Raw genomic sequence first — 23,607 nt, forward strand, 5'->3', positions numbered from 1 at the left:
GTTCATTGGCATATACGCGTCATGATCACGGTTCGATACTCTCAGTGGCGGCCGACCCGTATACGTAAATAAAGTGGGGCAATGCGCACAGACGACGGGGGAATCCTGCCCCCCGTGGGGGACGTCCTCGCCAGCATCGCCACAGGGCTTTGGCGCTGGGACAACGCCACCGGCCTGGTGACCTTCGACGCGGAGGCCGCCCGGCTGCTCGGCCTGCCCGCCGAGCCCACGATCCTGACCGAGGCGGGCGCCCGCGCGCACTTCCACCCGGTGGACTGGAACGAGATCGACGGCATCGTCGCCCTCGCCGTCGCCGAGGGCACCGTCGCCGAGGCCCGCCTTCGCGTCATGGACGGCCAGAACCGGGTCCTTCGTACGGTACGCAGCCGCTCCAAGCCGATCATGCACGGCGAGGAGTACGAGCTGATCGGGACCATGCAGGAGGTCGCCGACTCCCCCGTGGGCACCGCCGCCCGCACCCCCGTCACCGGCGACTGGCGCCGCTCCCGCGAGGCCTTCCTGCTCGACGCGGGGCGCGCGCTCGCCGAGGCCCGCTCCACCGCCGAGGTGCTCCGGGTCGCGGCGGGCCTGTCGATGCCGGGCTTCTCGCCGGACGGCCTCGCGGTCTTCGGCGTCGCGGGCGACCGGCTCACGATCATCGGGCACCACGGCCACCAGCCCGGCGACGACGGGCCCTTCGTCGACATGCCGCTCAACACGGACTACCCGGCGGCCGACGTGGTGCGCAGCGGCCGGGCCGTCTACCTCTCGTCCCCGTCCCAGTACAAGGAGCGCTACCCCTCCACCTGGCCGCTTGCCAGCCGCTTCGGCCGGGAGTCCTGGGCGTTCCTGCCGCTCAGCGCGGGCGGCCGCACGATGGGCGCGTGGATGGCGGCCTTCGCCTATCCGGTCTCCTTCACGCCGGACGAGCGCTCGGTCCTGACGACCGTGGCCCGGATGCTCGCGCAGGCCCTGTCCCGGGCGGGCGTCGCCGAGTCCGAGCGCGAGCTGACCGAGGGCCTGCAGCGCTCGATGCTGCCCACGCTCGGCCCCGAGATACCGGGCCTGTCGGTCGCCGCACGCTATGTGCCGACCGGCGGCGGACTCCAGGTCGGCGGCGACTGGTACGACATGATCCCGCTGCCCAACGGCCGCATCGCGCTCGTCATCGGCGACGTACAGGGACATGACGTACGGGCGGCCGGGCTGATGGGCCAGCTGCGGATCGCTCTTCGGGCGTACGCGTCCGAGGGTCATCGCCCCGACGCGGTCCTCTCCCGCGCCTCCCGCTTCCTCTACGGGATCACCGACTCGATCACCTACGGCTCCACCGGCGGCCCGGACGCCGGCGGCACCGCCGACCCGCGCTTCGCGACCTGTCTGTACGTCGAGGCCGACCCGGCGACCGGCCGTCTGGAGATCGCCCGCGCCGGCCACCCCGACCCGGTGGTGCGCACCAGCGACGGCACGGTCCTGATCCGGCCCACGGCGGGCGGACTCCCGCTCGGCATCGACCCGGACCCGGACTATCCGACGACGTCGATCACCCTCGAACCCGGCGAGCTGATGATGCTCTGCACCGACGGCCTCATCGAGACCGGCGGCCACGACATGCTCACCGGCTTCACCAGGCTGCGGGCCATCTTGGAGGAGCACGCCGGCGACGACCTCGAACTGCTCGCGGACGCCCTGGTCCAGGGCGTGCACGGCCCGTCCTCGCACCACTCCACCGGGCCGCTCGCCGACCGCCGCGAGGACGACATCGCGGTGCTGCTGCTCTGCCGTCCGAGCCCCGGCTGCGGCTGCGACACGGGCGTGCCGGTGCGGCCCCTGATCCGCCGCATCATGCTGACGATCGCGCAGGCCGAGCCCGAGCGCATCGCCGAGTGCCGCCAGCAGCTGCGCGACCTGCTGCACGACTGGGCGGACCCCGAGCAGGTCGACTCGGCGGTCCTGATGCTCTCCGAGATGGTCACCAACGTCCTTGTCCACACGGACGGCGACGCCCTCCTCATCGCCGAGGCCCGCGGCGAACTCGGCGAGCGCCGGCTGCGCGTCGAGGTCGCCGACGCGAGCGACGAGCTGCCGCACAAGCGCAAGCCGGGCGAACTCGCCTCTTCCGGGCGGGGGTTGGTGCTCATGGAGCTGCTCGCGGACGCGTGGGGGGTGGATCCGCGGGGCGAGGGGAAGTCGATCTGGTTCGAGCTGTACGAGTCGATGGCGTTGTAGGCCGTACGTAGCTGTCGGAGGCAGGGAGTACCGGTACGGGCGGCCCACTCGACCCAGTACGCTCGACGCCATGTACGGCTACGACCAGAACGCGGGCGCCCAGCAGCAGTACGCGCCGCCGGGAGCCCCGCCGCAGCAGTCCGGCGGGTACGGGCAGCAGGCCCCGCTGTACCCCGAGCCGTCGCCGCCCTCGCTCGCCGACGCGGTACGGGCATTCACCACCGGGTCGATGTCGGCCGAGGACTTCCAGCAGATCTTCGCGGGCTCCAAGGTGTACTGCCCACGCGGCGACAACCCGGGCTTCCTCGCGCTGCACAACACCCAGCAGCCGGTCATCCCGATGTTCACGACGCTCAAGGAGCTGCGTCGGTACGCGGGCAAGGAGTCCAAGTACTTCGTCATCACCGGCGCCGAGGTCATCGACCTGCTGCCCACCGGGTACGGGTTCGTCCTCGACATGGAGGGCGAGCACCGGATGGTGTTCGACGCCAAGGCCGTGGAGCAGATGGTCGACTTCGCGATGCGCCGCATGTATGGCTGATCGAAGCCTCGTATAGATCATCTCCAGTCGCGCCCAGTTGCTCTCTGTGACTGGATGCGACTATGCGTAGTCAATCCCTTACCCAAGGCTTGCTGGCCCGGAGTCGCACCGCGGCCCGCGGCCTGCTGCTCGGCGCCCTCACCGCCGCGGCCTTCGCCCTGCCCGCCCCCGCCGCCCACGCGGAGACCCTCGTCGACGAGGACTTCAGCGGAGCCTCGGTCGACGCCGCGCAGTGGTACAGCCGGGCCGAAGGGCCGGCCGACCCGGACGGCTGGGCCTGTCTCACCGCGGCCCGCGGCTCGGCCGGCCCGCTCAAGGCCTGCCCGCACCGCATGTCCAAGGACGCCGTGGGCAAGGGCGCGCTGCGGCTCACCAACAGCGAGCGGCGGCAGAGCGGATTCGCACTGCTCGACCAGGCGATCCCGGCACGCTCGGGCATCTCGGCGACCTTCGACCAGTACCAGTACGGCCGTACGACGCCGCACAGCGCGGACGGCATCAGCTTCTTCCTCCTCGACGGCAAGGCCTCCCCGAAGGACGCCGGACACTTCGGCGGCGCCCTCGGGTACTCGGGGATCGCGGGCGGCTATCTGGGCGTGGGCCTGGACACGTACGGCAATTTCAGCAACTCCTCGCAGGCCAAGGGCAAGGGCGGCCCCGGCCGCACGCCCAACTCGATCTCCGTGCGCGGCTCGCTGGCCACACAGAACGCGTACATCCAGCAGTACCAGCTGAAGCGCCCGCTCTCCGTCGTCGGCACGGACCGCACGAAGGCCCGCCGGACCGTCAAGGTCGAGCTGTCCACGGCCCTCGTACTCGCCGTGTCCATCGACTTCCACGACGGCCAGGGCATGAAGCGCGTCCTCGGCCCGCTCGACCTGGGGAAGCTCAAGGGCCAGCCGAAGGTGCCGGACATGCTGAAGCTGGGCTTCGCGGCGTCCACCGGCGCCTCGACCAACATCCACGAGATCTCGAACGTCAAGGTCACGACGCTCGATCCGGATCTGTACGTCACCGAGGAGGTGCGCGGCGAGTTCCGCACCGGCGCCTCCGGCCAGCTGGTCCTCCAGGTCGGCAACCGCAAGCTTGCCGCCCCCAGCCGGGGCATGGTCACCCTGACCAAGACGCTGCCGCCGGGCCTCACCCCGAAGGTGCTCGACGCCCCGGGCTGGGCCTGCGAGGTGCAGGGCCAGAAGGTGATCTGCAAGCGGCCCGACGTGATCAACCCCGGCGGGCTCGCCCCGCCCGTCGTCCTCGAGGTGCAGGCCGGGCCCGAAGTGATCGGCGAGCTGCCCACGGACGCGGTGGTGCGCGGCGGCGAGGAGGGCGGCCCGGACGCCGACCTCAACCCGAAGGACAACACCGTGCAGACCCCGATCACGGTGCTCAACGAGGTCTCCCTGCGCATCGCGGAGATCGCGAACCCGGAGCCGTACGTACCGGGTGAGGATCTCGCGTTCGCCATCGCCGTCACCAACGACGGGCCCGGCAAGGCGGACGGCGCCCTGGTGACCGCCCAACTGCCGCCCGCGCTGCGGGAGTTCACCTGGAAGTGCGAGGCCCAGGAGGGCGGCGTCTGCGGTACGGAGTCCGGGACGGGCGCGATCGCCCAGCGGGTGACGCTGCCGCCCGGCGGCAAGGTGGTCTTCACCCAGGCGGGCAAGGTGCCGTCCTCCTCGATGGGCGAGCTCGTCGGGACGGCCTCGGTCGCCCCGCCCGCCAGCGCGGTCGACGGCAACTGCGAGCCGACCTGCACGGACGAGGCCCGGGTCACGGCCCGCCCGCACACCGCCCTGTCGGTGACGCAGGGGCACCAGCCGGCCGAGTATCACGCCGGGGACAAGCTCTCCCTCACCGTGACGGTGAAGAACGCCGGGCCCTCGGACGCGATCGGGGCCAAGGTCAGGGACACGCTGCCGGAGTGGCTGAAGGACTTCAGCTGGACCTGCTCGGCGGTCTCGCCCAGCTCCTGCGGGGACGGCCGGGGCGTCGGCGATCTGGACACCACCGCGGACGTGGTCGCGGGCGGCGAGGTCAATTACGTCTTCAACGGCGTGGTGGCCCCGCGCGTCGCGGGCAACGAGGCGGTCGTGCAGCCGCCGGACAACTCCGTGGAGCTGACCTGCCGCGGCAGCTGCTCGGCGCCGGACACCGTGGCGGTGGGCGGGTCGCCCGCAGAGCGCCGCTGAGCGAAAGGCGGGCGGAACCCGTCGGCGCGGGCACCCGGGAGGAATGAACTCCCGGGTGTCCGCGTTACGGGTGGCAGAAAGTTCGAGATTCAACTAACCTCGGACCATAAGGAGGTACCGACCATGCCTGCAGTGACCGTCGAGAACCCGTTGACCCTGCCCCGCGTGACCGCGGCCGCGGATGCCGTCGCCCGCCCCGTGCTGGCCGTGACGACCGCGCCGAGCGGCTTCGAGGGCGAGGGATTTCCGGTGCGCCGCGCGTTCGCGGGCATCAACTACAAGTACCTCGACCCGTTCATCATGATGGATCAGATGGGCGAGGTGGAGTACGCGCCGGGAGAGCCCAAGGGCACCCCCTGGCACCCCCACCGCGGCTTCGAGACCGTCACGTACCTGATCGACGGAACGTTCATCCACCAGGACTCCAACGGCGGCGGCGGCACCATCCAGAACGGCGACACCCAGTGGATGACCGCCGGCTCGGGCCTGCTCCACATCGAGGCCCCGCCGGAGGACCTGGTCATGTCCGGCGGCCTCTTCCACGGCCTGCAGCTGTGGGTGAACCTGCCCGCCAAGGACAAGATGATGGACCCCCGCTACCAGGACATCCGCGGCGGCCAGGTCCAGCTCCTCGCGTCCCCCGACGGCGGCGCGCTGCTCCGGGTCATCGCGGGTGAGCTCGACGGCCACGAAGGCCCCGGCATCACCCACACCCCGATCACGATGATCCACGCGACGGTCCGCCCGGGCGCCTCCGTGACCCTGCCCTGGCGCTCCGACTTCAACGGTCTGGCGTACGTCCTCGCCGGTCGCGGCACCGTGGGCGAGGAGCGTCGCCCGGTCCACAAGGGCCAGACCGCGGTCTTCGGCGACGGCGGGTCGCTCACGGTCCGCGCGGACGAGAAGCAGGACGGGCACACCCCCGACCTGGAGGTCGTGCTCCTCGGCGGCCGCCCGATCCGGGAGCCGATGGCGCACTACGGGCCGTTCGTGATGAACACGCAGGACGAGCTCAAGCAGGCGTTCGAGGACTTCCAGAAGGGGCGGCTCGGGAGCGTCCCGGCGGTCCACGGCATGTGATCGCCAACGGTCCACGACGTACGACCATCACGGTCCACGGCGTACGACCGCCAACGGAATGTGAACAGTGCGCCCGCCGGGATTACCCCGGCGGGCGCTGTGGTTGGCTTGAAACATGGCAAAGCGTGCACGCGTCCGGGCTCCGGAACTCCTCGGCAAGGGCGGCTGGCTGAACACCGGCGGCCGCCCCTACACCCTCGCCGACCTGCGAGGACGCATCGTAATTCTCGATTTCTGGACCTTCTGCTGCATCAACTGCCTGCACGTCCTCGACGAGCTGCGCGAGCTGGAGCAGAAGCACCGGGACACCGTCGTGATCATCGGCGTGCACTCCCCGAAGTTCGTGCACGAGGCCGAGCACCAGGCCGTCGTCGACGCCGTCGAGCGGTACGAGGTGCACCACCCCGTCCTCGACGACCCCGAGCTCGCCACCTGGAAGCAGTACGCGGTCCGGGCCTGGCCCACGCTCGTCGTCATCGACCCCGAGGGCTATGTCGTCGCCCAGCACGCGGGCGAAGGGCATGCGCACGCCATCGAGACGCTGGTCGAGGAGCTGGAGGCCGAGCACGGGGCGAAGGGGACGCTGCGCCGCGGCGACGGGCCGTACGTGCCGCCGGAGCCGGTCGCCACCGACCTGCGCTTCCCCGGCAAGGCGGTGCTGCTGCCGTCGGGGAACCTCCTCGTCTCCGACTCGACGCGGCATCAGCTGGTGGAGCTGGCCGCGGACGGCGAGACGGTCGTACGCCGGGTGGGCAGCGGGGAACGCGGCTTCGGCCCCGACTCCTTCAGCGAACCGCAGGGGCTCGCCGTGCTGCCCGACGGGAAGGTCGTCGTCGCGGACACGGTGAACCACGCGCTCAGGACGTACGACCCGGCGAGTGGCGAAGTGGAGACGGTCGCGGGCACGGGGCGGCAGTGGTGGCAGGGGTCGCCGACTGCCGGGCCCGCACGGGAAGTTGACCTCTCCTCGCCGTGGGACGTGGCCTGGTTCGACGGACTGGTGTGGATCGCCATGGCGGGTGTGCACCAGCTGTGGACGTACGACCCCTCGGACGGGACGGTCGCCGTCGCGGCCGGTACCACCAATGAAGGGCTCGTCGACGGGCCGGCCGGTGAGGCGTGGTTCGCGCAGCCGTCCGGGCTCGCGGTGTCCGCGGACGGGGAGCGGCTGTGGATCGCCGACTCGGAGACGAGCGCGCTGCGCTGGATCGCCAAGGACCATGTGGTGCGCACCGCGGTCGGGACCGGGCTCTTCGACTTCGGGCACCGGGACGGGGCCGCCGAACAGGCGCTGCTGCAGCACCCGTTGGGGGTCACGGCCCTGCCGGACGGCTCGGTCGCCGTCAGCGACACGTACAACCACGCACTGCGCCGCTACGACCCGGCAAGTGGTGAAGTCACCACGCTGGCCACCGACTTGCGGGAGCCGTCCGACGCGGTGCTCGTGGGCGAGGACATCGTGGTCGTGGAGTCGGCACGGCACCGGCTGACCCGGCTGCGGCTCCCTGAGGAGGCCGTACGGGTGGAGGCGGTGGCCCACCGTACGCAGCGGGCGGCGACCGAAGTGGCGCCGGGCAAGCTCCAGTTGGACGTCGTCTTCCAGGCGCCGGCCGGGCAGAAGCTGGACACCCGGTACGGCCCCTCGACGCGGCTGCTCGTGTCGTCCACGCCGCCCGAGCTGCTGCTCGACGGGGAGGGCGCGGGCACGGATCTCGCGCGCCCGGTGACGCTGAACCCGGCTGTCGAGGAAGGCGTGCTGCACGTCTCCGCGATGGCGGCCTCGTGCGATGACGACCCTTCCAACGAGTACCCCGCCTGCCATGTGCACCAGCAGGACTGGGGGGTTCCGGTCCGCCTCACCGAGGGCGGGGCGGACCGGCTCGCCCTGGTGCTCGCGGGGATGGACGCGCCCGGGACGGACGCCCCCGAGACTGCTTAGCTCAGCGCGTCGTCGGGGTTGTGGTCGATCGAGACGACGTCGGCCGGGTCGCGTCCGTCCCCCAACTGCCCCCCATGACCGCCGAAATGGCCCGTTCGGCCGATCAGCCGGCGGGCAGCCCGAACCAGCGCAGCAGCACGGGCCGTGCGTCCTCGGGTGCCTCCTCGGGGCCTCGGGCATAGCGGGCGAGCAGGGCCAGATAGTCGTCGTGGAAGGAGTCCAGCTCGGCCTTGGTGAGGTGGCTGAGGCCCCGGGAGCCGCGCATCCAGCCCTCGGACGTCCCCTGCTCGGCGGTGAACTGCCGCAGCAGCTCGACGTCTTCCTCCAGCCGCATCCGGTCCAGCTCACCGGCCATGGCCCGCTCGGCGTCCGTCAGCTCGCTCTGCGGCGGTCTGCGGATGTCGAGGCCGCGCACGCCGCGCCACCAGCGCTCGCGGCCGGTGGAGCGTTCCGGGATGTCCTCGATGAGGCCGGCGCGCTCGAGCATGCGCAGGTGGTAGCTGAGCGTCCCGGTGTTCTCGCCCAGGGCGGTGGCGAGGGTGGTCGAGGTGGCCGGGCCGGTCTTGCCGAGGTGGCGCAGGATGCGCAGGCGCAGGGGGTGCGCGAGGGCCTTGAGGACCTCGGGGCTGTCGACCGTGCGCCGTTCTGCTCCCTCGCCTGCTCCCTGCTCTGCTCGCTGCTCTTCCGTCATGACCCCACCCTACCCGAATCACAGAGATTTCTCTGCAGACCTTTCTCTGCAGAGAAATCTCTGCAATGCTTGCTGCATGACGAAGAGCCGAGTGACCATGAATCGCTTCTCAACTGCCGTGGCCGGAGCGCTGCTTGCCGGACTCACCCTGGGTGCGGCACCCGCGCATGCGGCGGAGCAGGCCGCCGAGCTGCCGAAGTTCGACTTCTCCGCCTGCCCGACCGTCGAGGAGCTGCCGGAGGGCGCCGACCCCGGGACCTGGCGCTGCGAAGTCATGCACGCCACGGGCCGCCTGCGTCTGGGCTCCGTCGACGAGCCGCTCACCGCGCCCATGAAGATCACCTTCGCGGAGGGCCGTGTGGACGGCGAATTCCGCCAGGTCTTCGGGGAGATGACCGCCGCCCCGATCCGGGTGGGCGGCACCCCGCTGACGCTCACCCCGCAGTACGGCGGCTACTCGGACTTCCTGTCCGACGACACCCGGCGCGGCGAGTTCGACGTCAAGTTCGCGATAGGCGCGGGGGGAAGGCACGGTCTGCCGGCCCTGCCCTCGAAGGGCTGCTCGGTGGGCAGTGACGAGGACGCGATCCACCTGGTCCTCAAGGACACCTATCCCACGCGGGTGATATCGAAGGACCCGCTGATCGTGGCCTTCGGCGCGCAGGACACGGAGTTCACCGCCCCGCGCACCAGCGGCTGCGGGCGGCTCGGCCGAGCACTCGACCGGGTGCTCGGCCTGCCGTCACCGGCGGGGGCGAACGCCTTCGAGATGGACGTCACGGTGGGCATCAAGCCCTACATATAGGCCTGTTACAGATGCCGGTGCTCATCCCCTCCGATCACCGGCGGCGGCACCACGACATCCCGCTTGCGGCGCGACATCGAGCTGAAGGCCAGCACACCGATGAGGCCGACCAGCATCAGGATGATGCCGACGACGTCGACGTTGACGCTCTGCATCTGCCAGTCCGTGGCGAACGTGAGGATCGCCCCGGTGGCAATCAGGATGATGCATCCGCCCAGACCCATATGAACCGCCTCCCTGTCCTGTGGCTGTTCCGGCAGCGGGTACCCGGTACCGGAACAGCCATGCGGGAAGCGGAAGTTCAGCCTTCCGACAGGCGGAGGTTCAGCCTCGGACGTTCGGCTCGGAGGTTCAGCCTTCGAGGAAGGCGACCAGCGAGTTGGCCAGGAGATAGGGGTCGGCCGTGCCGCACAGCTCGCGGACGCTGTGCATCGACAGGATGGCGACACCGATGTCGACCGTCTTGATGCCGTGCCGGGCCGCGGTGATCGGGCCGATCGTGGTGCCGCAGGGCATCGCGTTGTTCGAGACGAAGGACTGGAAGGGGACCCCCGCCTTCTCACACGCGGCCGCGAAGATCGCCCGGCCCGAACCGTCGGTCGCATAGCGGTTGTTGACGTTGACCTTGAGGATCGGGCCGCCGCCCGCACGCGGGTGGTGGGTGGGGTCATGGCGCTCGGCGTAATTGGGGTGCACGGCGTGGCCGGTGTCGGAGGAGAGGCAGACCGTGCCGGCGAAGGCGCGTGCCCGGTCCTCGTAGGTGCCGCCGCGGGCGAAGACGGAGCGCTCCAGGACCGACCCGAGCAGCGGACCGTCCGCGCCGGTGTCGGACTGCGAGCCGTTCTCCTCGTGGTCGAAGGCCGCGAGCACCGGGATGTACGAGAGCCCGCCGGCATCCGTCGCGACCGCGGCGAGCGCGGCCGTGGCGGCGTGCACCGAAAGGAGGTTGTCCATGCGCGGCCCGGCGACGAGGTCTTCGTCGCGGCCCAGGTAGGAGGGTGCTTCGAGGGGGTGCGTCATCAGGTCCCAGCCGGTGACCGCACCCGGCGCGAGTCCGCTCTCCTCTTCGAGGAACCGGATCAGATCGCCTTCGCGTGCGTCACCGAGGCCCCAGATGGGCTGCAGATGACGCTGCTTGTCGAGCTTGAGGCCGTCGGTGTTCACCGCCCGGTCCAGGTGGATGGCCAGCTGCGGCACCCGACAGAGCGCGCGGTCGATGTTGACCAGGCGGGTCGTGCCGTCCCGCAACGAGAGCCGGCCGGCGAGGCCGAGGTCGCGGTCCAGCCAGGAGTTGAGCAGCGGCCCGCCGTAGATCTCGACGGCGATCTGGCGCCAGCCGTGCGCACCGGAGTCCGGCTGCGGCTTGACCCGCAGGTTCGGCGAGTCGGTGTGTGCGCCGACGATGCGGTACGGCGTGTGGGCCGAGGCGCCCTCCGGCACGTACCAGGCGACGATCGCACCGCCGCGCGTGACGTACTTGCCACCGCTGGTGCCGTCCCACTCGGCGGTCTCCTCGACCTCGCGGAAGCCGGCCTTCTCCAGGCGCGCGGCCGCGTTGGCCACCGCGTGGTACGGCGACGGGCTGGCCGCGAGGAAGGACATCATGTCGTCGGTGTGCCCGCGGTCGAAGCGGGCTCTGCCTGCGGCGCCGGCGGCGGGAGTGCTCATGGGTTCACCTTAACGACGTACGGGCGTCGGCTCCCGGCGAGCGGGGTGGGCCGACCACTGGTCTGTGGGTCAGTTGCCGAGGACGGCGGAAGGGGTGTCACCCCTGGCCACCTGTTCGGAGCGCTTGGTGACCAAGGCGGCGAGATCCTTGACGGTGGCGAGGTCGAGTTTCGCGTCCGGGCTGAGGGTTTCGGCGCTGATCTGCAGGATGCTCGTCCCGGTCCGCACCTGGATGTGCGCGGCCGGCCCGAAGGCCTGGCCGGACAGGCCGCGGACGGCGCCGCGTTCGTCCCCGAGCTCGCCGACCTCGATCTTCGAGGGCTCGCCGAGGGCCCGGGACAGGCGCTTGACGAGCTGGTCGTACGCCGTCTTCGCCGATGCCTCGTCCTGGGCCGCGAAGATCGTGAGGTTGGCCGAGAACGCCTGCTCGGGCGCGGTGAAGTGGGCCTGGTCGAAGTAGCGCAGGCCGGCGCAGTCCGTCTTGTGTCCGCCGCACAGCGAGGGCCTGGAGTGCTTGTCGATGGACTCGGCCGCCCGCGGCTCGGTGCCCTTCCAGCCGGGCAATGCCGCGGCGTCCGGCAGTACGGCCCCGACCTGCTTCGCGGTCAGCGGCGCGGCCTGTTTCCCGGCCGGCGACTCGGCCTGCCCGCCGCCGTCGCCGCACGCGCCGAGCAGGACAACTGCCGCCGCGGCCAACGCGATCCGGCCGTACCACTCGCTCCTCATGCCCCGCCCCTCTTCGTGGCCGCCGATCATACGGACGGCCCGCCCCTTGCGGGAACGGGCCGTCGTGGCAAGACCGGAAACGGTCGGCAGTGCCAGGGGCTAGAACGCCGCCTCGTCCAGCTCCATCAGGTCCAGGTCGACGCCCTCGGCGAGCTTGCGCGCACCGGTGACGCCCGGCAGGACGTTGGCGGCGAAGAACTTCGCGGCCGCGATCTTGCCGGTGTAGAAGGCCTTGTCCTTGGCGGAGGCGTTCGGCAGCTTCTCGGCGGCCACCGCGGCACCGCGAAGGAGCAGGTAGCCGACGACGACGTCGCCGGAGGCGAGCAGCAGGCGGGTGGTGTTGAGGCCCACCTTGTAGATGTTCTTGACGTCCTGCTCGGTCGCCGCGAGGTCGGTGAGCATCAGGCCGACGATGGCCTCCAGCTCGACGGCCGCCTTGGCGAGCTGCTCGCGGGCGCCGGACAGCTCCTCGCCGCCGGTCTCCACGGCCAAGAACTTCTTGATCTCCTCGGCGAGGGAGTTGAGGGCCGCGCCCTGGTTACGGACGATCTTCCGGAAGAAGTAGTCCTGGCCCTGGATCGCGGTGGTGCCCTCGTAGAGGGTGTCGATCTTGGCGTCGCGGATGTACTGCTCGATCGGGTACTCCTGCAGGAAGCCGGAGCCGCCGAAGGTCTGCAGGGACTGGGCGAGCTGCTCGTAGCCCTTCTCGGAGCCGTAGCCCTTCACGATCGGCAGGAGCAGGTCGTTGAGCGCCTCGAGCTGGGCGGTGTCCTCGCCCGCGGTCTCCTTGACGAGGATCTCGTCCTGGACTGCCGCGGTGTGCAGGACCAGGGCGCGCATGCCCTCCGCGTACGCCTTCTGCGTGATCAGCGAGCGGCGCACGTCCGGGTGGTGCGTGATGGTGACCTTCGGCGCGGTCTTGTCCATGAACTGCGCGAGGTCGGGGCCCTGGACACGCTCCTTGGCGTACTCGAGGGCGTTGAGGTAGCCCGTGGAGAGCGTGGAGATCGCCTTCGTGCCGACCATCATGCGGGCGAACTCGATGATGCGGAACATCTGGCGGATGCCGTCGTGCTTGTCGCCGATCAGCCAGCCGACGGCCGGGTGGTCGGCCTGGTCGCCGAAGGTCATCTCGCAGGTGTTGGAGGCCTTGAGGCCCATCTTGTGCTCGACGTTGGTGGCGTAGACGCCGTTGCGCTCGCCAAGCTCGCCGGTCTCGAAGTCGAAGTGGAACTTCGGCACGAGGAAGAGGGAGAGGCCCTTGGTGCCGGGGCCGTGGCCCTCGGGGCGGGCGAGGACGTAGTGGAGGATGTTCTCCTCCATGTCGTGCTCACCGGACGTGATGAAGCGCTTGACGCCCTCGATGTGCCAGGAGCCGTCGGCCTGCTGGACCGCCTTGGTGCGGCCGGCGCCGACGTCCGAACCCGCGTCGGGCTCGGTCAGGACCATGGTCGAGCCCCAGGTCTTGTCGACCGCGATCTGCGCCCACTTCTTCTGCTCCTCGGTGCCCTCCTCGAAGAGGATCCGCGCGAACGCGGGGCCGGAAGAGTACATCCAGATCGCCGGGTTGGCGCCCAGGATCAGCTCGGCGTAGGACCAGATCAGGGACGGCGGGGCGGTGGTGCCGCCGATCTCCTCGGGCAGGCCGAGGCGCCAGTACTCGGAGTCCATGAAGGCCTTGTAGGACTTCTTGAAGGACGCGGGCACCGGGGCGGTGTTGGTCTCGGGGTCGAAGACGGGCGGGTTGCGGTCGGCGTCCGCGAAGGACTCCGCCAGCTCGTTCTCCGCCAGGCGGGTCAGCTCGGAGAGCACGCTCTTGGCGGTCTCGACGTCCATCTCCGCGAACGGGCCGGTGCCGTACAGCTTGTCGCGGCCGAGCACCTCGAAGAGGTTGAACTCGATGTCGCGGAGATTCGGCTTGTAGTGCCCCATGGCAACGGCTCCGTAAGGATCGGGGAGGCAGGGTCCTCGTCAATACCAGCAAGTAGCTACTGATGATGCTACCCGCCAGTAATAAGAAGCAACCCTATCGGGCGATCTGTGACGAGGCTCTAATCCCAGGCTCTGATCCCAGCCTCTAGTCCGCCGCTTCTCTCCCGGTCGCCGCCCGCTTGAGCCCGTACCGCTCCCGCACCTCCGAGACCACCCCGAACGCCGCCGCCACCAGCGGCACCGCGAGCAGCATCCCGAGGATCCCGGCGAGCGAGGCCCCCGCGGTGATCGCCAGCATCACGATCGCGGGGTGCATCTGGACGGTGCGGCTCTGGATCATCGGCTGCAGCACATGGCCCTCCAGGACCTGCACGGCCAGTACGACGCCGAGCGCCCAGAGCCCGATCACCCAGCCCCGGTCCGCGAAGGCCACGAGCACCGCGACCGCGCCCGAGATGAAGGCGCCGAGATAGGGGATGTACGCGCCGACGAAGACCAGCGCCCCCAGGCCCACGGCCCCCGGCACCCCGAGGATGAGCAGCCCGATGGTGATGCAGACGGCGTCGATGAGGGCGATCAGCGTGGTCCCCCGCATGAAGCCCTCGATGGCCTCGAAGGCGCGGCGCCCCATGGTCTCCAGGGCGTGCCCGGTGTCGCGCGGGGCGAGCTGGTGCAGCCCGGCGACCGCCTTGTCGGAGTCGCGCAGGAAGAAGAAGACGAGGAGCAGCGCGAGCACCGCCATCGCGATCATCTCGCCGACGACGCTGACCCCGCTGATCACCCCGGACGCGGCCGTCCCGCCGAACTTGGAGAGCAGGTCCTTGGAGTTCTTGGCCAGGTCGTCGAGGGAGGTGCCCGCGGCGCCGAAGTGCTCCGTGATGCCCTTCGCCGCGTCGCGCAGGGAGGAGATGATCTGCTCCCCGCTGTCGATGAGGGCGCTCACCACGATGTAGAGCGCACCGCCGACGACCACGAGCACCGCCAGGCAGGTCAGGCCCGCGGCAAGGGATTTGTTGACCTTCATGGCGACGAGCCGGCGGTACAGCGGGCCGAGCAGGGCGGTGCCGAGCAGGGCGAGCAGCACGGGCGTGACCGCGGTCTTCAGCTCGATGCAGAGCCAGATGCCCACATAGGCGACCCCCGTGACCAGGAGGGCCAGGACGCACCAGGCCGCGACCTTGCGGGCGGGTTCCGGCAGAAGGGTGTGCAGCGGCTGCATTCCCCCACCCGAACACGGCCCGAGGTGCCCGGCGCGTTTGGGCGTCCGGCCGGGTGAGGGGGCGTCAGGCGGCGGCCTCCTGCCGGTGAGGAGTCGTCAGTACGCCCGTGAAGTCGGGCCGGTTGACCCCCGTACGCGTGCACCTGGGGCCGCCGCCTCATCCCGCCGCGCACCCCGGGTACGTATGCCCGCATGAAATTCCTGGTACGCGACCGGATCTTCGGCATCGGCGACGACTACTGGATCGAGGACGAGCACGGCCGCAAGGCCTTCCTCGTCGACGGCAAGGCCATGCGGCTGCGCGAGACCTTCGAGCTGAAGGACCCGCAGGGGCGGGTGCTCATCGACATCCGGGCGAAGGTGTTCAGCCTGCGTGACGCGATGACCATCGAGCGCGACGGCGAGGCGCTTGCCACCATCCGCAAGAAGCGGTTCTCCCTGCTGCGCAATCACTACCGGGTGTCCCTGGTGGACGGCACCGAGCTGGATGTGAGCGGAAAGATCCTCGACCGGGAGTTCGTGGTCGAGTACGGCGGCGAGATGCTGGCGCACATCTCGCGGCGCTGGCTGCGGGTGCGGGAGACGTACGGCGTGGACGTCGTGCACGAGGAGGCCGACCCGGCGCTGATGATCGCGGTGGCGGTGTGTGTGATCCGGCTGGCCGAGAAGGAGCGCGAGGGGGACCGCGACGACGACTGACCGCAGCTGGGCGGGGGCGACGGACCGCAGCCGGGCAGGGCCCGGGCCCCGCCTGCCCGGTCACTCGACCAGGTCACTGAGCGCGCACGCCCGATCACCCTGTGCGAACACTGAATGCGTGGTCGGTACGTACCACGTCCTCAGCTGCACAGATGCAGGAGAAATCACCATGCACGCAATGCTCAAGAAGGTCGCCGGAGCCGTACCGGCCGCTGCCCTGCTCCTCGCCCTGGCCCCGGCCTCCGCCCAGGCCGTCACCACCGCCGCCCCGGACCCGACGGTCGGCGCGGGCGTGACCTGCCACGGCGGCGCGGCGCGGATCAGCATCAAGCCGGGCCTCACCTTCGGCGACAAGGCGCAGACCTGGACCGGCGCGGGCACGACCTCGGGCTGCAACTCCAGCGACTCCAAGCTGTCGGTGTCCTCGGCCAACGCGTCCTTCACGGGCACCGGCAAGGGCTCCTGTCTCCCCGCGCTCGGCATCCCGAACGCCGAGATGACCGGCGCGATCCGCTGGACGATGGCCGGCGTCGACCTGGACAACCAGGTCAGCAAGGTCCGCGGCACGGCCAAGCTGGCGCTGTCCGGTGCCACCTTCGAAGGCGTCGTCACGGACGGCCCGTTCAAGGGCAACAAGGTCAACGCCACGGCCAACTGGGACTTCGAGACCAACATCGTCCAGGCCGTCGCGGGCTGCTTCACCGGTGGCTACACCGACGCGACCGGCACCTGGGACACCCTGACGGTCGACGTGGCCTGATCCGTCGCCCGAAACCCCGCAAAGGCTTGGCACCGACCGTCGCGGTCGGGGTCAAGCCTTTGCGCTTCTCCAACTCCCCCTGACTGCATGGCACTTCACCCCGCCTGGTGGGCAACTGGCGTTCACTCCTTTGGACTTCGAGGGGTCGCGGGGAGGCCGCCGCGGTGTTCCGATGATCGCGCATCACTACGTTCTGCGACTCAGTACGTACGTAGCGTGACTAATCGGATACGTGTGGCAGACCCTGTCGCGTTTCTGGAGGAGGTACATGGTGGATATCGGACACTGTCGCGAGCGCCGGGGGAGGTCGCGACCGCCCCGGGGCACTGCGGCACTTGGCCTGGTCACGGCCATGACCATGGGTCTGTCCCTCGTCACGGCGCAGTCCGCCACGGCGGAAGTGATCGCCAACGAGAGCTTCACCGGCGCCACGGTCGACCAGGCCAAGTGGTACGGCGGTCCCTACCAGGAGGGTGACCCCACCGGCTGGGCCTGTCTGACGGCGTCGACCGCCGCTCCCAAGCCGCTCGAGGGCTGCCAGGAGAAGGTCGGCGACAAGCCGGGGCAGGGCGCACTGCGGCTGACGAACAACAAGAAGCTGCAGAACGGCTACGCGATCTCGAAGAACCCGATCCCGACCCGGGGCGGCACGAAGTTCAGCATCGACTTCGGCGTCTACGACCCGATGGAGGCCGGCGACCCGGCCGACGGCATCTCGCTGATGCTGCTCGACGGCAGTGCCGAGATGCCGAAGAAGTCCGGCAAGAACGGCTCGGGCCTCGGCTACGTGGGCATCGCGGGCGGCTATCTCGGCATCGGCCTCGACGCCTACGGCAACTACACGGACTCCCACAACGACGCGGGCGCCGAAGGCGGTCTGTCGGACCGTACGCCCAACTCGATCACGATCCGTGGCGCGTCCAGCGTGAAGAACCCGATGGTCGCGACGTACAAGTCGGGCCGAAAGCTGGCCGCTCCCGGCGCCACCAACCGCACCGAGGCCCGGCGTACCGCCATCGTGGAGCTGTCCAGCGAGGGAGTGGTGCGGGTCCGCATCGACTTCCACGACGGTACGGAGCCGCGCGAGGTCATCGAGCCCGTCGACCTCGACGAGATCAAGGGCCAGCCGAAGGTCCCCGACACCCTCCGGATCGGTGTCGCCGCCTCGACCGGCAACTCCACCGCGATCCACGAGCTGTGGAACGGCAAGGTCGAGACGATCGAGCCGAACCTCCTCACGAAGGTCGAGCCCAAGGGCACGGTCAAGGCCGGCGAGCCGGCCGAGTTCGAGATGACCACCAGCAACGACAAGGCCGCCGGTCCCACGCACGGCGACATCGTCACCACCCAGACCTTCCCCGAAGGCATCAAGCCGGTCTCGGCCTCCGGTGACGGCTGGGACTGCTCGGTGGCGGGCCAGACGGTCACCTGCAAGCGACCCGGCTCCGGCCCCGACGCCCTCAAGCCGGGCGACGCCAAGCCGCCGGTCCTGGTGAAGACCGAGGTCGCCAAGGACGCCAAGGGCGACAAGGAGATCACCTCCGCCGCGACCACCCCGGGCGAGTCCGACCCGAAGCCGGAGACCAGCCCGGTCAGCATCACCCCGGTCAAGGGCCCGGACCTGACGGTCACCACCAAGCCCAAGGGCGACGTGACCGCCGGTGAGCCCGCCGAGTACCAGATCGACGTGGCCAACAAGCCGGAGGCCGGACCGACCGACGGCGAGGTGAAGGTCGTCCGCACCTTCCCCGAGGGCATCAAGCCCACCGAGGCCGCCGGTGACGGCTGGAAGTGCGACATCGACGGCCAGACCGTCACCTGCACCCGCCCCGGCACCGGGGACGACGTACTGGACCCGGGCAAGAACTACCCGCCCATCAACGTCAAGACCGACGTCGACGACGACGCGTCCGGCGACCTGGACGGCACCACCCAGGTGACCACGCCCAGCGCGCCGAACACCACCCCGGTCAAGGACACCACCACGGTCAAGCCGGCCGCCAAGGACCCGAACCTGACCGTGGTCACCTCGCCGGTCGGTGACGTCGTCGCCGGCAAGCCCGCCAAGTGGGCCATCGGCGTGGGCAACGCGCCGGACGCCGGCCCGACCACCGGCGAGGTGAAGGTCGTCCGCACCTTCCCCGAGGGCGTCAAGCCCGTGGCCGCCAACGGTGCCGGCTGGGACTGCAAGATCGACGGCCAGACCGTCACCTGCACCCGCCCCGGCACCGGTGACGACGCGCTGCAGCCCGGCAAGAACTACCCGCCCATCAACGTGGACACCGAGGTCGACAAGGGCGCCAAGGGCGACCTGACCGGTACCACCGAGACCGGCACGCCGGGCCAGGACACCAAGCCGCCGGTCAAGGACACCGTCACGGTGATCCCGGCCTCGGCCAAGGAGCCCGACCTGTCCGTGGTGACCAAGCCGGTCGGCGATGTGGTCGCGGGCAAGCCCGCCGAGTTCAACATCGACGTCTCCAACGCGCCCGACGCGGGCCCGACGCACGACTCGGTGAAGGTCGTCCGCACCTTCCCCGAGGGCGTCGTGCCGAAGGTCGCGCAGGGCCCCGGCTGGGACTGCAAGATCGACGGCCAGACCGTCACCTGCACCCGCCCCGGCACCGGTGACGACGCGCTGCAGCCCGGCAAGCAGTACCCGCCCATCAAGGTGACCACCGCGGTCGGCAACGACGTGTCGGGCACGGTCGAGGGCACCACGGGCGTCAACACCAAGGGCGACCCGGACGGCGACAAGACCGTCAAGGACTCCGTCGACGTCAAGGCCGGCGGCGACGGCACCGCGGGCGGCGGCGTGAGCTGCTACGGCGGCATGGCCCGGATCAGCATGAAGCCGGGTCTCGGCATCGGTGACAAAACGCAGTCCTTCACCGGCGCGGGCACCAGCTCCGGCTGTACGTCCAGCGACTCGAAGCTGCAGCCGGGCTCGGTCCAGGTCTCGTTCAACGGCATCGGCAAGGGGTCCTGTGTCCCCGCGCTCGGCATCCCGAACGCGACGATGACCGGCGTCATGCGCTGGTACGTCAACGGCAAGGTCCTCACCTCCAAGGTCGAGGGCACCTCGAAGCTCACGCTGTCCGGCGCGAACTTCGAGGGTGTCGTGACCGACGGCGCGTACAAGGGCAACAAGGTGCACGCCACGGCCGACTGGGACATCGCCGCGAACATCATCCCGGGCGCCGCGCACTGCCTCCTCGGCGGTTACACGGACGCCACCGGCACCTGGAACAGCGTGACGGTGGACGTGGGCTGACCCTGTAGTCCGCGCACCGCGGACACCTCGTAGGAGCACCGCCGGGACCTCTTCCTGAGGCCCGGCGGTGCTGTTTCCGCGGATGGCCCGGACTCCCCGGCGGCCGCGAGGGCCCCGGATGGCGCCCACCGCATGCAAGTTACCCAGCGCGATGTTCCGCTTACAGACAGTGGTCGATTTGTCGACCTTCATCTGTAGGGAAGGAACTGAGTGGCTATGGCTGCTAGGCACGCTGTTGGCTCCAGGGGGAAGCGCGCGGCGACCGCTGCCGGGCTCGCGATGACGGTGGCGTTCACGGCTGCGGGTACCGCATCGGCCGCCGACCCCGAGCCCACGTACGAGTGGGGCACGGTCGTCGAGACCAAGGACGGCGTCCAGGCCAACGCCTGGGTCATCGGCATCGACGGTGTCGGCCGCATCATCAACGCCCGGCTCTTCGAGTCCGCCTCGCCCTCCACGCCCAAGGCGCCCCGCAAGGCCGAGGGCGGCCGCGACCTGGTCAACCTCGCGCCCGGCGGCATCGGCCTGGGCAAGGTCTCCGCGCTGTACTCCACCGCGCTGACCAATGAGCAGCCGCGCACCAAGTCGAGCAAGCTGACGGTCAAGTACCCGGGTTCCGCGTACGCCAACGCCGGTGGTGCCTCCGTCGACGTCGGCGTGCCCTACATCGAGCCGCTCTCCCAGGAGGGCACCCAGCTCTCCGGCATCGGTGTGCACGTCGACGCGATCGACGTGCACGCCCGTGCGCTGCCCGGCAAGCCCGTCGAGTTCCAGGGCGGCGCGGCCAGCGGCTACATCTCGCTCGCCGGTATCCGGATCATCGACATCCCGCCGCTGTGGGCCGTGAACCTCGGCGTCAAGATCCCGGCGGCCGGCGACCGCCCCTCGCCGGTCATCGCCATGACCAACGAGCAGGTCACCACGGACAACAAGGGTGTGCCGACCAAGGGCAAGGACGGCTCGTACAAGTACGACCCGAAGGCGACCAGCGGCTACGTCACCGCCATCCACGCCAGCGTGCTCGGCCCGGAGGTCGCGGACATCACCATCGGCCACGCCGCCGTCATCCGTGACCCGGCCAAGACCGACATGCTCAAGCCGCCGACGCCGCCGAAGCTGCCCGGCCTGCTCGACCTCCTGATCAACGGCGGCAAGACGACGCCGACCAAGGTCGACCTGACCAAGCCGGCCGAGACCATCAAGCCGCCGGCGGAGATCGCCACCAACTGACGGCCGCATCCGGTCGCCGTACGCCTTGCGGGCGCACGGCGACCGGATGCGTTCCCCCCTCGCCGATCAGCCACGGCCAATCACTCACCAGGCACAACCAAGAAGACCAGGGGGCCTCCGTGCTGCCTTCGCCGTCCGTCCTGCGCTCCACCTCGCCCTTCACCGCCACCGTCACCGCGCTCGCCGCGCTGCTGCTCGCCGCGACGCCCACCGCGACCGCCGCATCCGCCGCCCAGCCGCCGCCCTTTCCGCCGCCCGCCGGGATCGAGGTGAACGAGAAGGGCGAACCGCAGGGCGAGGGCAATGTGCCCAAGAAGCCGACGACGACCGAGCCCGGGACCACGAAGCCCGGGACGACCGACCCCGGCACCACCCAGCCCGGGACGACGCAGCCCGACACGACCAACCCCAACGGCTACGACCCCACGACCAACCCCGACTGGAACCCCTTCGACCCCGAACAGTCCGGCATCGCCGCACTGATCCACGGCACGATCGACGGGGCCTTCAGCTTCTTCCGCCCGCACACCAAGACCGGCACCAAGGCCGGCACCAAGGCCGCCGCCCCCAAGCCGCCCCCGCCCCCGGCCCCGGAAACGCCTGAGCCGATCCCCGCCGCCAACTGGGGCACCATCGCCGACACCAACCAGCCGGTGCAGGCCGACGTCTGGGCCCTGCGCACCCTCGGCCGGGGCGCCGGAGCCGACGTACGCCTGGCCGAGGCACATCTGCCCGCGGGCCCCGGCGTGCCGACCTCGGCGAAGGACCTCGCCCCCGAACCCCTGCGCCTCGAGTCGGAAGGCTGGACCTTCGGCACCGTGCAGGGCCTCACCTCCACGACGGCGACGCACGGCGACTCGGTCACCGCCGAGTCCCGGGTCGGCGGGCTCACCCTCGGCCTTCCGTACCTCACCAGGCCCGACGCGGCAGGGCGGGAGAAGCTTCCGGCCCCGAAGATCCCGCTCCGCCTCGAACTGCACGACGCCACCACGACCGCGGTCGCCACCGCCGGCCAGGCCCCGAAGTTCACCACCTCGGCCAAGGGCGGCAGGCTCCTTTCGAACGGTCGCCAACTCATCGCGTTCAACGGCCCGTTGGAAGCCAACAAGGGCCTGCGCATCCCGGCGGACCCGCGCCGCCCGGCACAGCTCTTCGTCACCCTGAACGAGCAGGTCACCACCGACGCCCAGGGCCACCCGACGGCCGGCGAGGACGGCGGCTACGTGCGCGACCCGGAAGCGACCAGCGGCTACGCCAACACGGCGCACATCACCGTGCTCACGCCCTACGTCATGGACGTCACGGTCGGACACGCGGCGGTGGCGCACCGCGGGACGGCCCGCAACTGAGTCCCCGGATGGCCGCCCCGACGTGCACTCATCGCTCTATGTAGTGAATCTCTTACTATCAGTGGCCGCTCTCTGGCCGCTGCGAACTGCCCGTGTTTTTCCCGTACGGAAACGGAAAGAGAGGGTCGGCCATGGCCTCATGGCGCACTTCAGGGCCGCGCGCCCTGCTGACAGCGGGACTCGCCCTGACCGCGGTGGCGGCCGCCGCACTCCCGGCTCAGGCGTATGTCCCCCCTGGTGTCGACGACTGGGGAACGGTCGTCGACACCAAGGACTGTGTCCAGGCAGACGCGTGGGTGGTCGGGGTCAAGGGCCTCGGCAAGATCGTCGACACGCAGCTGTTCGAGTCGCACTACCCCACGACGCCGAAGGCTCCCAAGATGCACGCGGGTGGCCGGAAGCTGGTCAACCTGGCGCCCGGCGGCTTCGGGCTCGGCAAGGTGTCGGCGCTCTACTCACGGGCCATGGGCCACGCACACCCCTCGGAGGCGCTGGGCGGTGTCGACGTCCCGGCCCGCGGTGAGGTCTACGCGGACGCCGGCGGCGCGGCCGTCGACGTGGGCGTGCCCTACATCGCGAACCCGTCGCCCGCGCCGGACGCCACCCAGCTCTCGCCGATCGGCGTGCACGTCGAGGGCATCACGGTGTCCGCGTACTCGCGGCCCGGCCGGACGGTCGAGTTCACGGGCGGCGCGGCCCGTGGCTACATCTCCATCGCCGGTCTGCGGATCATCGACATCCCGCCGCTCTGGGCCGTGAACCTCGGTCTGCGCATCCCGGAGGACTACACCAAGGCGCCGCTCGCCCTGGCCACCACGAACGAGCAGGTGACCACGGACGAGCAGGGCGAGCCGACCAAGGGCAAGAACGGTTCGTACAAGTACAACCCGAAGGCCACCAGCGGCTACGTCAACGCCATTCACGCGAGCGTCCTCGGCACCGAGGTCGCGGATGTGACGGTCGGTCATGCGGCGGTGCTCCGCGACCCGAAGATCACCGACCAGTTCGCACCGGCGCCGAAGAAGGCCGTCGAGCGGGCCGCACAGCCCACGGGCCCGGTCACCCGCCGGTGCGCCCCGTTCGCCCCGCCGGCCGTCTCGGCCGCCGGTGTGCGGGACGCGTTCCGCGGCTCGAAGGCGTCCTCCTGCTGGTAGGACGACCCCAGTAGTTCCTTCAGTGGCCGGTAGTTCCTTCAGTGGCCGGGTGCCGTACGCCGAACGGGCGTACGGCACCCGGCATTTCGCGTGCGGTCCGGCCGGGGGCGGCCCGGGCGGGC

General features: G+C 70.4%; 18 protein-coding genes. 12 read left to right on the forward strand and 6 right to left on the reverse strand.

The annotated features are described in order from the left end of the window. The first annotated feature begins 81 nt into the window (after positions 1–81). The 5 genes from OG430_RS24520 to OG430_RS24540 all read left to right on the forward strand — a co-directional run bounded on the left by OG430_RS24520 (position 82) and on the right by OG430_RS24540 (position 7,978). Positions 82–2,229 carry a SpoIIE family protein phosphatase gene (locus tag OG430_RS24520; protein WP_327354744.1) on the forward strand — a complete coding sequence of 716 codons (2,148 nt, stop codon included), beginning with the start codon at positions 82–84 and terminating at the stop codon, positions 2,227–2,229. Between the two features lie 70 nt (positions 2,230–2,299). Continuing rightward, positions 2,300–2,770 (forward strand): SseB family protein, encoded by a 471-nt coding sequence (locus OG430_RS24525; protein WP_327354745.1) that lies wholly within the window; start codon positions 2,300–2,302, stop codon positions 2,768–2,770. A gap of 89 nt (positions 2,771–2,859) precedes the next feature. Next, positions 2,860–4,959: a lectin-like domain-containing protein gene (locus OG430_RS24530; RefSeq protein WP_327354746.1), complete on the forward strand. Its 2,100-nt coding sequence runs from the start codon at positions 2,860–2,862 to the stop codon at positions 4,957–4,959. 123 nt (positions 4,960–5,082) lie between these two features. Continuing rightward, positions 5,083–6,039, forward strand: coding sequence for a pirin family protein (locus OG430_RS24535; RefSeq protein ID WP_327354747.1), 957 nt, complete (start codon positions 5,083–5,085; stop codon positions 6,037–6,039). A 115-nt stretch (positions 6,040–6,154) separates the two neighbouring features. Continuing rightward, complete coding sequence (locus tag OG430_RS24540) at positions 6,155–7,978, forward strand: NHL domain-containing thioredoxin family protein (protein ID WP_327354748.1); 1,824 nt, start codon at positions 6,155–6,157, stop codon at positions 7,976–7,978. Positions 7,979–8,081: 103 nt separating this feature from the next. Here OG430_RS24540 and OG430_RS24545 read toward each other — a convergent pair whose 3' ends face one another. Continuing rightward, complete coding sequence (locus OG430_RS24545; RefSeq protein ID WP_327354749.1) at positions 8,082–8,669, reverse strand: ArsR/SmtB family transcription factor; 588 nt, start codon at positions 8,667–8,669, stop codon at positions 8,082–8,084. Positions 8,670–8,745: 76 nt separating this feature from the next. On the opposite strand from OG430_RS24545, the gene OG430_RS24550 reads away from it, so the two are divergent. Beyond that, positions 8,746–9,474, forward strand: coding sequence for a hypothetical protein (locus tag OG430_RS24550; protein ID WP_327354750.1), 729 nt, complete (start codon positions 8,746–8,748; stop codon positions 9,472–9,474). A 5-nt stretch (positions 9,475–9,479) separates the two neighbouring features. Here OG430_RS24550 and OG430_RS24555 read toward each other — a convergent pair whose 3' ends face one another. The 5 genes from OG430_RS24555 to OG430_RS24575 all read right to left on the reverse strand — a co-directional run bounded on the left by OG430_RS24555 (position 9,480) and on the right by OG430_RS24575 (position 15,019). Beyond that, entirely contained in the window at positions 9,480–9,698 is a 219-nt protein-coding gene (locus OG430_RS24555) for a hypothetical protein (RefSeq protein WP_327354751.1), read from the reverse strand. 127 nt (positions 9,699–9,825) lie between these two features. Beyond that, positions 9,826–11,142: a M18 family aminopeptidase gene (locus OG430_RS24560; RefSeq protein WP_327354752.1), complete on the reverse strand. Its 1,317-nt coding sequence runs from the start codon at positions 11,140–11,142 to the stop codon at positions 9,826–9,828. Between the two features lie 69 nt (positions 11,143–11,211). Then, positions 11,212–11,868: a hypothetical protein gene (locus OG430_RS24565; RefSeq protein WP_327354753.1), complete on the reverse strand. Its 657-nt coding sequence runs from the start codon at positions 11,866–11,868 to the stop codon at positions 11,212–11,214. 99 nt (positions 11,869–11,967) lie between these two features. Next, entirely contained in the window at positions 11,968–13,800 is a 1,833-nt protein-coding gene (locus tag OG430_RS24570; protein WP_327354754.1) for an acyl-CoA dehydrogenase, read from the reverse strand. A gap of 145 nt (positions 13,801–13,945) precedes the next feature. Then, the gene (locus tag OG430_RS24575) at positions 13,946–15,019 is read right to left on the reverse strand and encodes an AI-2E family transporter (RefSeq protein WP_327354755.1); all 1,074 of its coding nucleotides are present in this window, start codon (positions 15,017–15,019) and stop codon (positions 13,946–13,948) included. A 192-nt stretch (positions 15,020–15,211) separates the two neighbouring features. On the opposite strand from OG430_RS24575, the gene OG430_RS24580 reads away from it, so the two are divergent. The 6 genes from OG430_RS24580 (at position 15,212) to OG430_RS24605 (ending at position 23,485) form a co-directional block, all read left to right on the forward strand. Continuing rightward, positions 15,212–15,718 (forward strand): LURP-one-related/scramblase family protein, encoded by a 507-nt coding sequence (locus OG430_RS24580; protein ID WP_327354756.1) that lies wholly within the window; start codon positions 15,212–15,214, stop codon positions 15,716–15,718. Positions 15,719–15,887: 169 nt separating this feature from the next. After that, complete coding sequence (locus tag OG430_RS24585) at positions 15,888–16,478, forward strand: hypothetical protein (RefSeq protein WP_327354757.1); 591 nt, start codon at positions 15,888–15,890, stop codon at positions 16,476–16,478. Positions 16,479–16,830: 352 nt separating this feature from the next. Further along, positions 16,831–19,752 (forward strand): lectin-like domain-containing protein, encoded by a 2,922-nt coding sequence (locus tag OG430_RS24590; protein WP_327354758.1) that lies wholly within the window; start codon positions 16,831–16,833, stop codon positions 19,750–19,752. A 216-nt stretch (positions 19,753–19,968) separates the two neighbouring features. After that, a complete protein-coding gene (locus OG430_RS24595) occupies positions 19,969–20,982 on the forward strand; it encodes a hypothetical protein (protein ID WP_327354759.1) in 1,014 nt (337 codons plus the stop codon). A gap of 119 nt (positions 20,983–21,101) precedes the next feature. Then, positions 21,102–22,331, forward strand: a complete 1,230-nt coding sequence (locus OG430_RS24600) for a hypothetical protein (protein ID WP_327354760.1) — start codon at positions 21,102–21,104, stop codon at positions 22,329–22,331. A 131-nt stretch (positions 22,332–22,462) separates the two neighbouring features. Beyond that, positions 22,463–23,485, forward strand: coding sequence for a hypothetical protein (locus OG430_RS24605; RefSeq protein WP_327354761.1), 1,023 nt, complete (start codon positions 22,463–22,465; stop codon positions 23,483–23,485). Positions 23,486–23,607: the final 122 nt, after the last annotated feature.

This window comes from Streptomyces sp. NBC_01304 (genome assembly GCF_035975855.1).
In the GTDB taxonomy this organism is placed as follows: domain Bacteria; phylum Actinomycetota; class Actinomycetes; order Streptomycetales; family Streptomycetaceae; genus Streptomyces.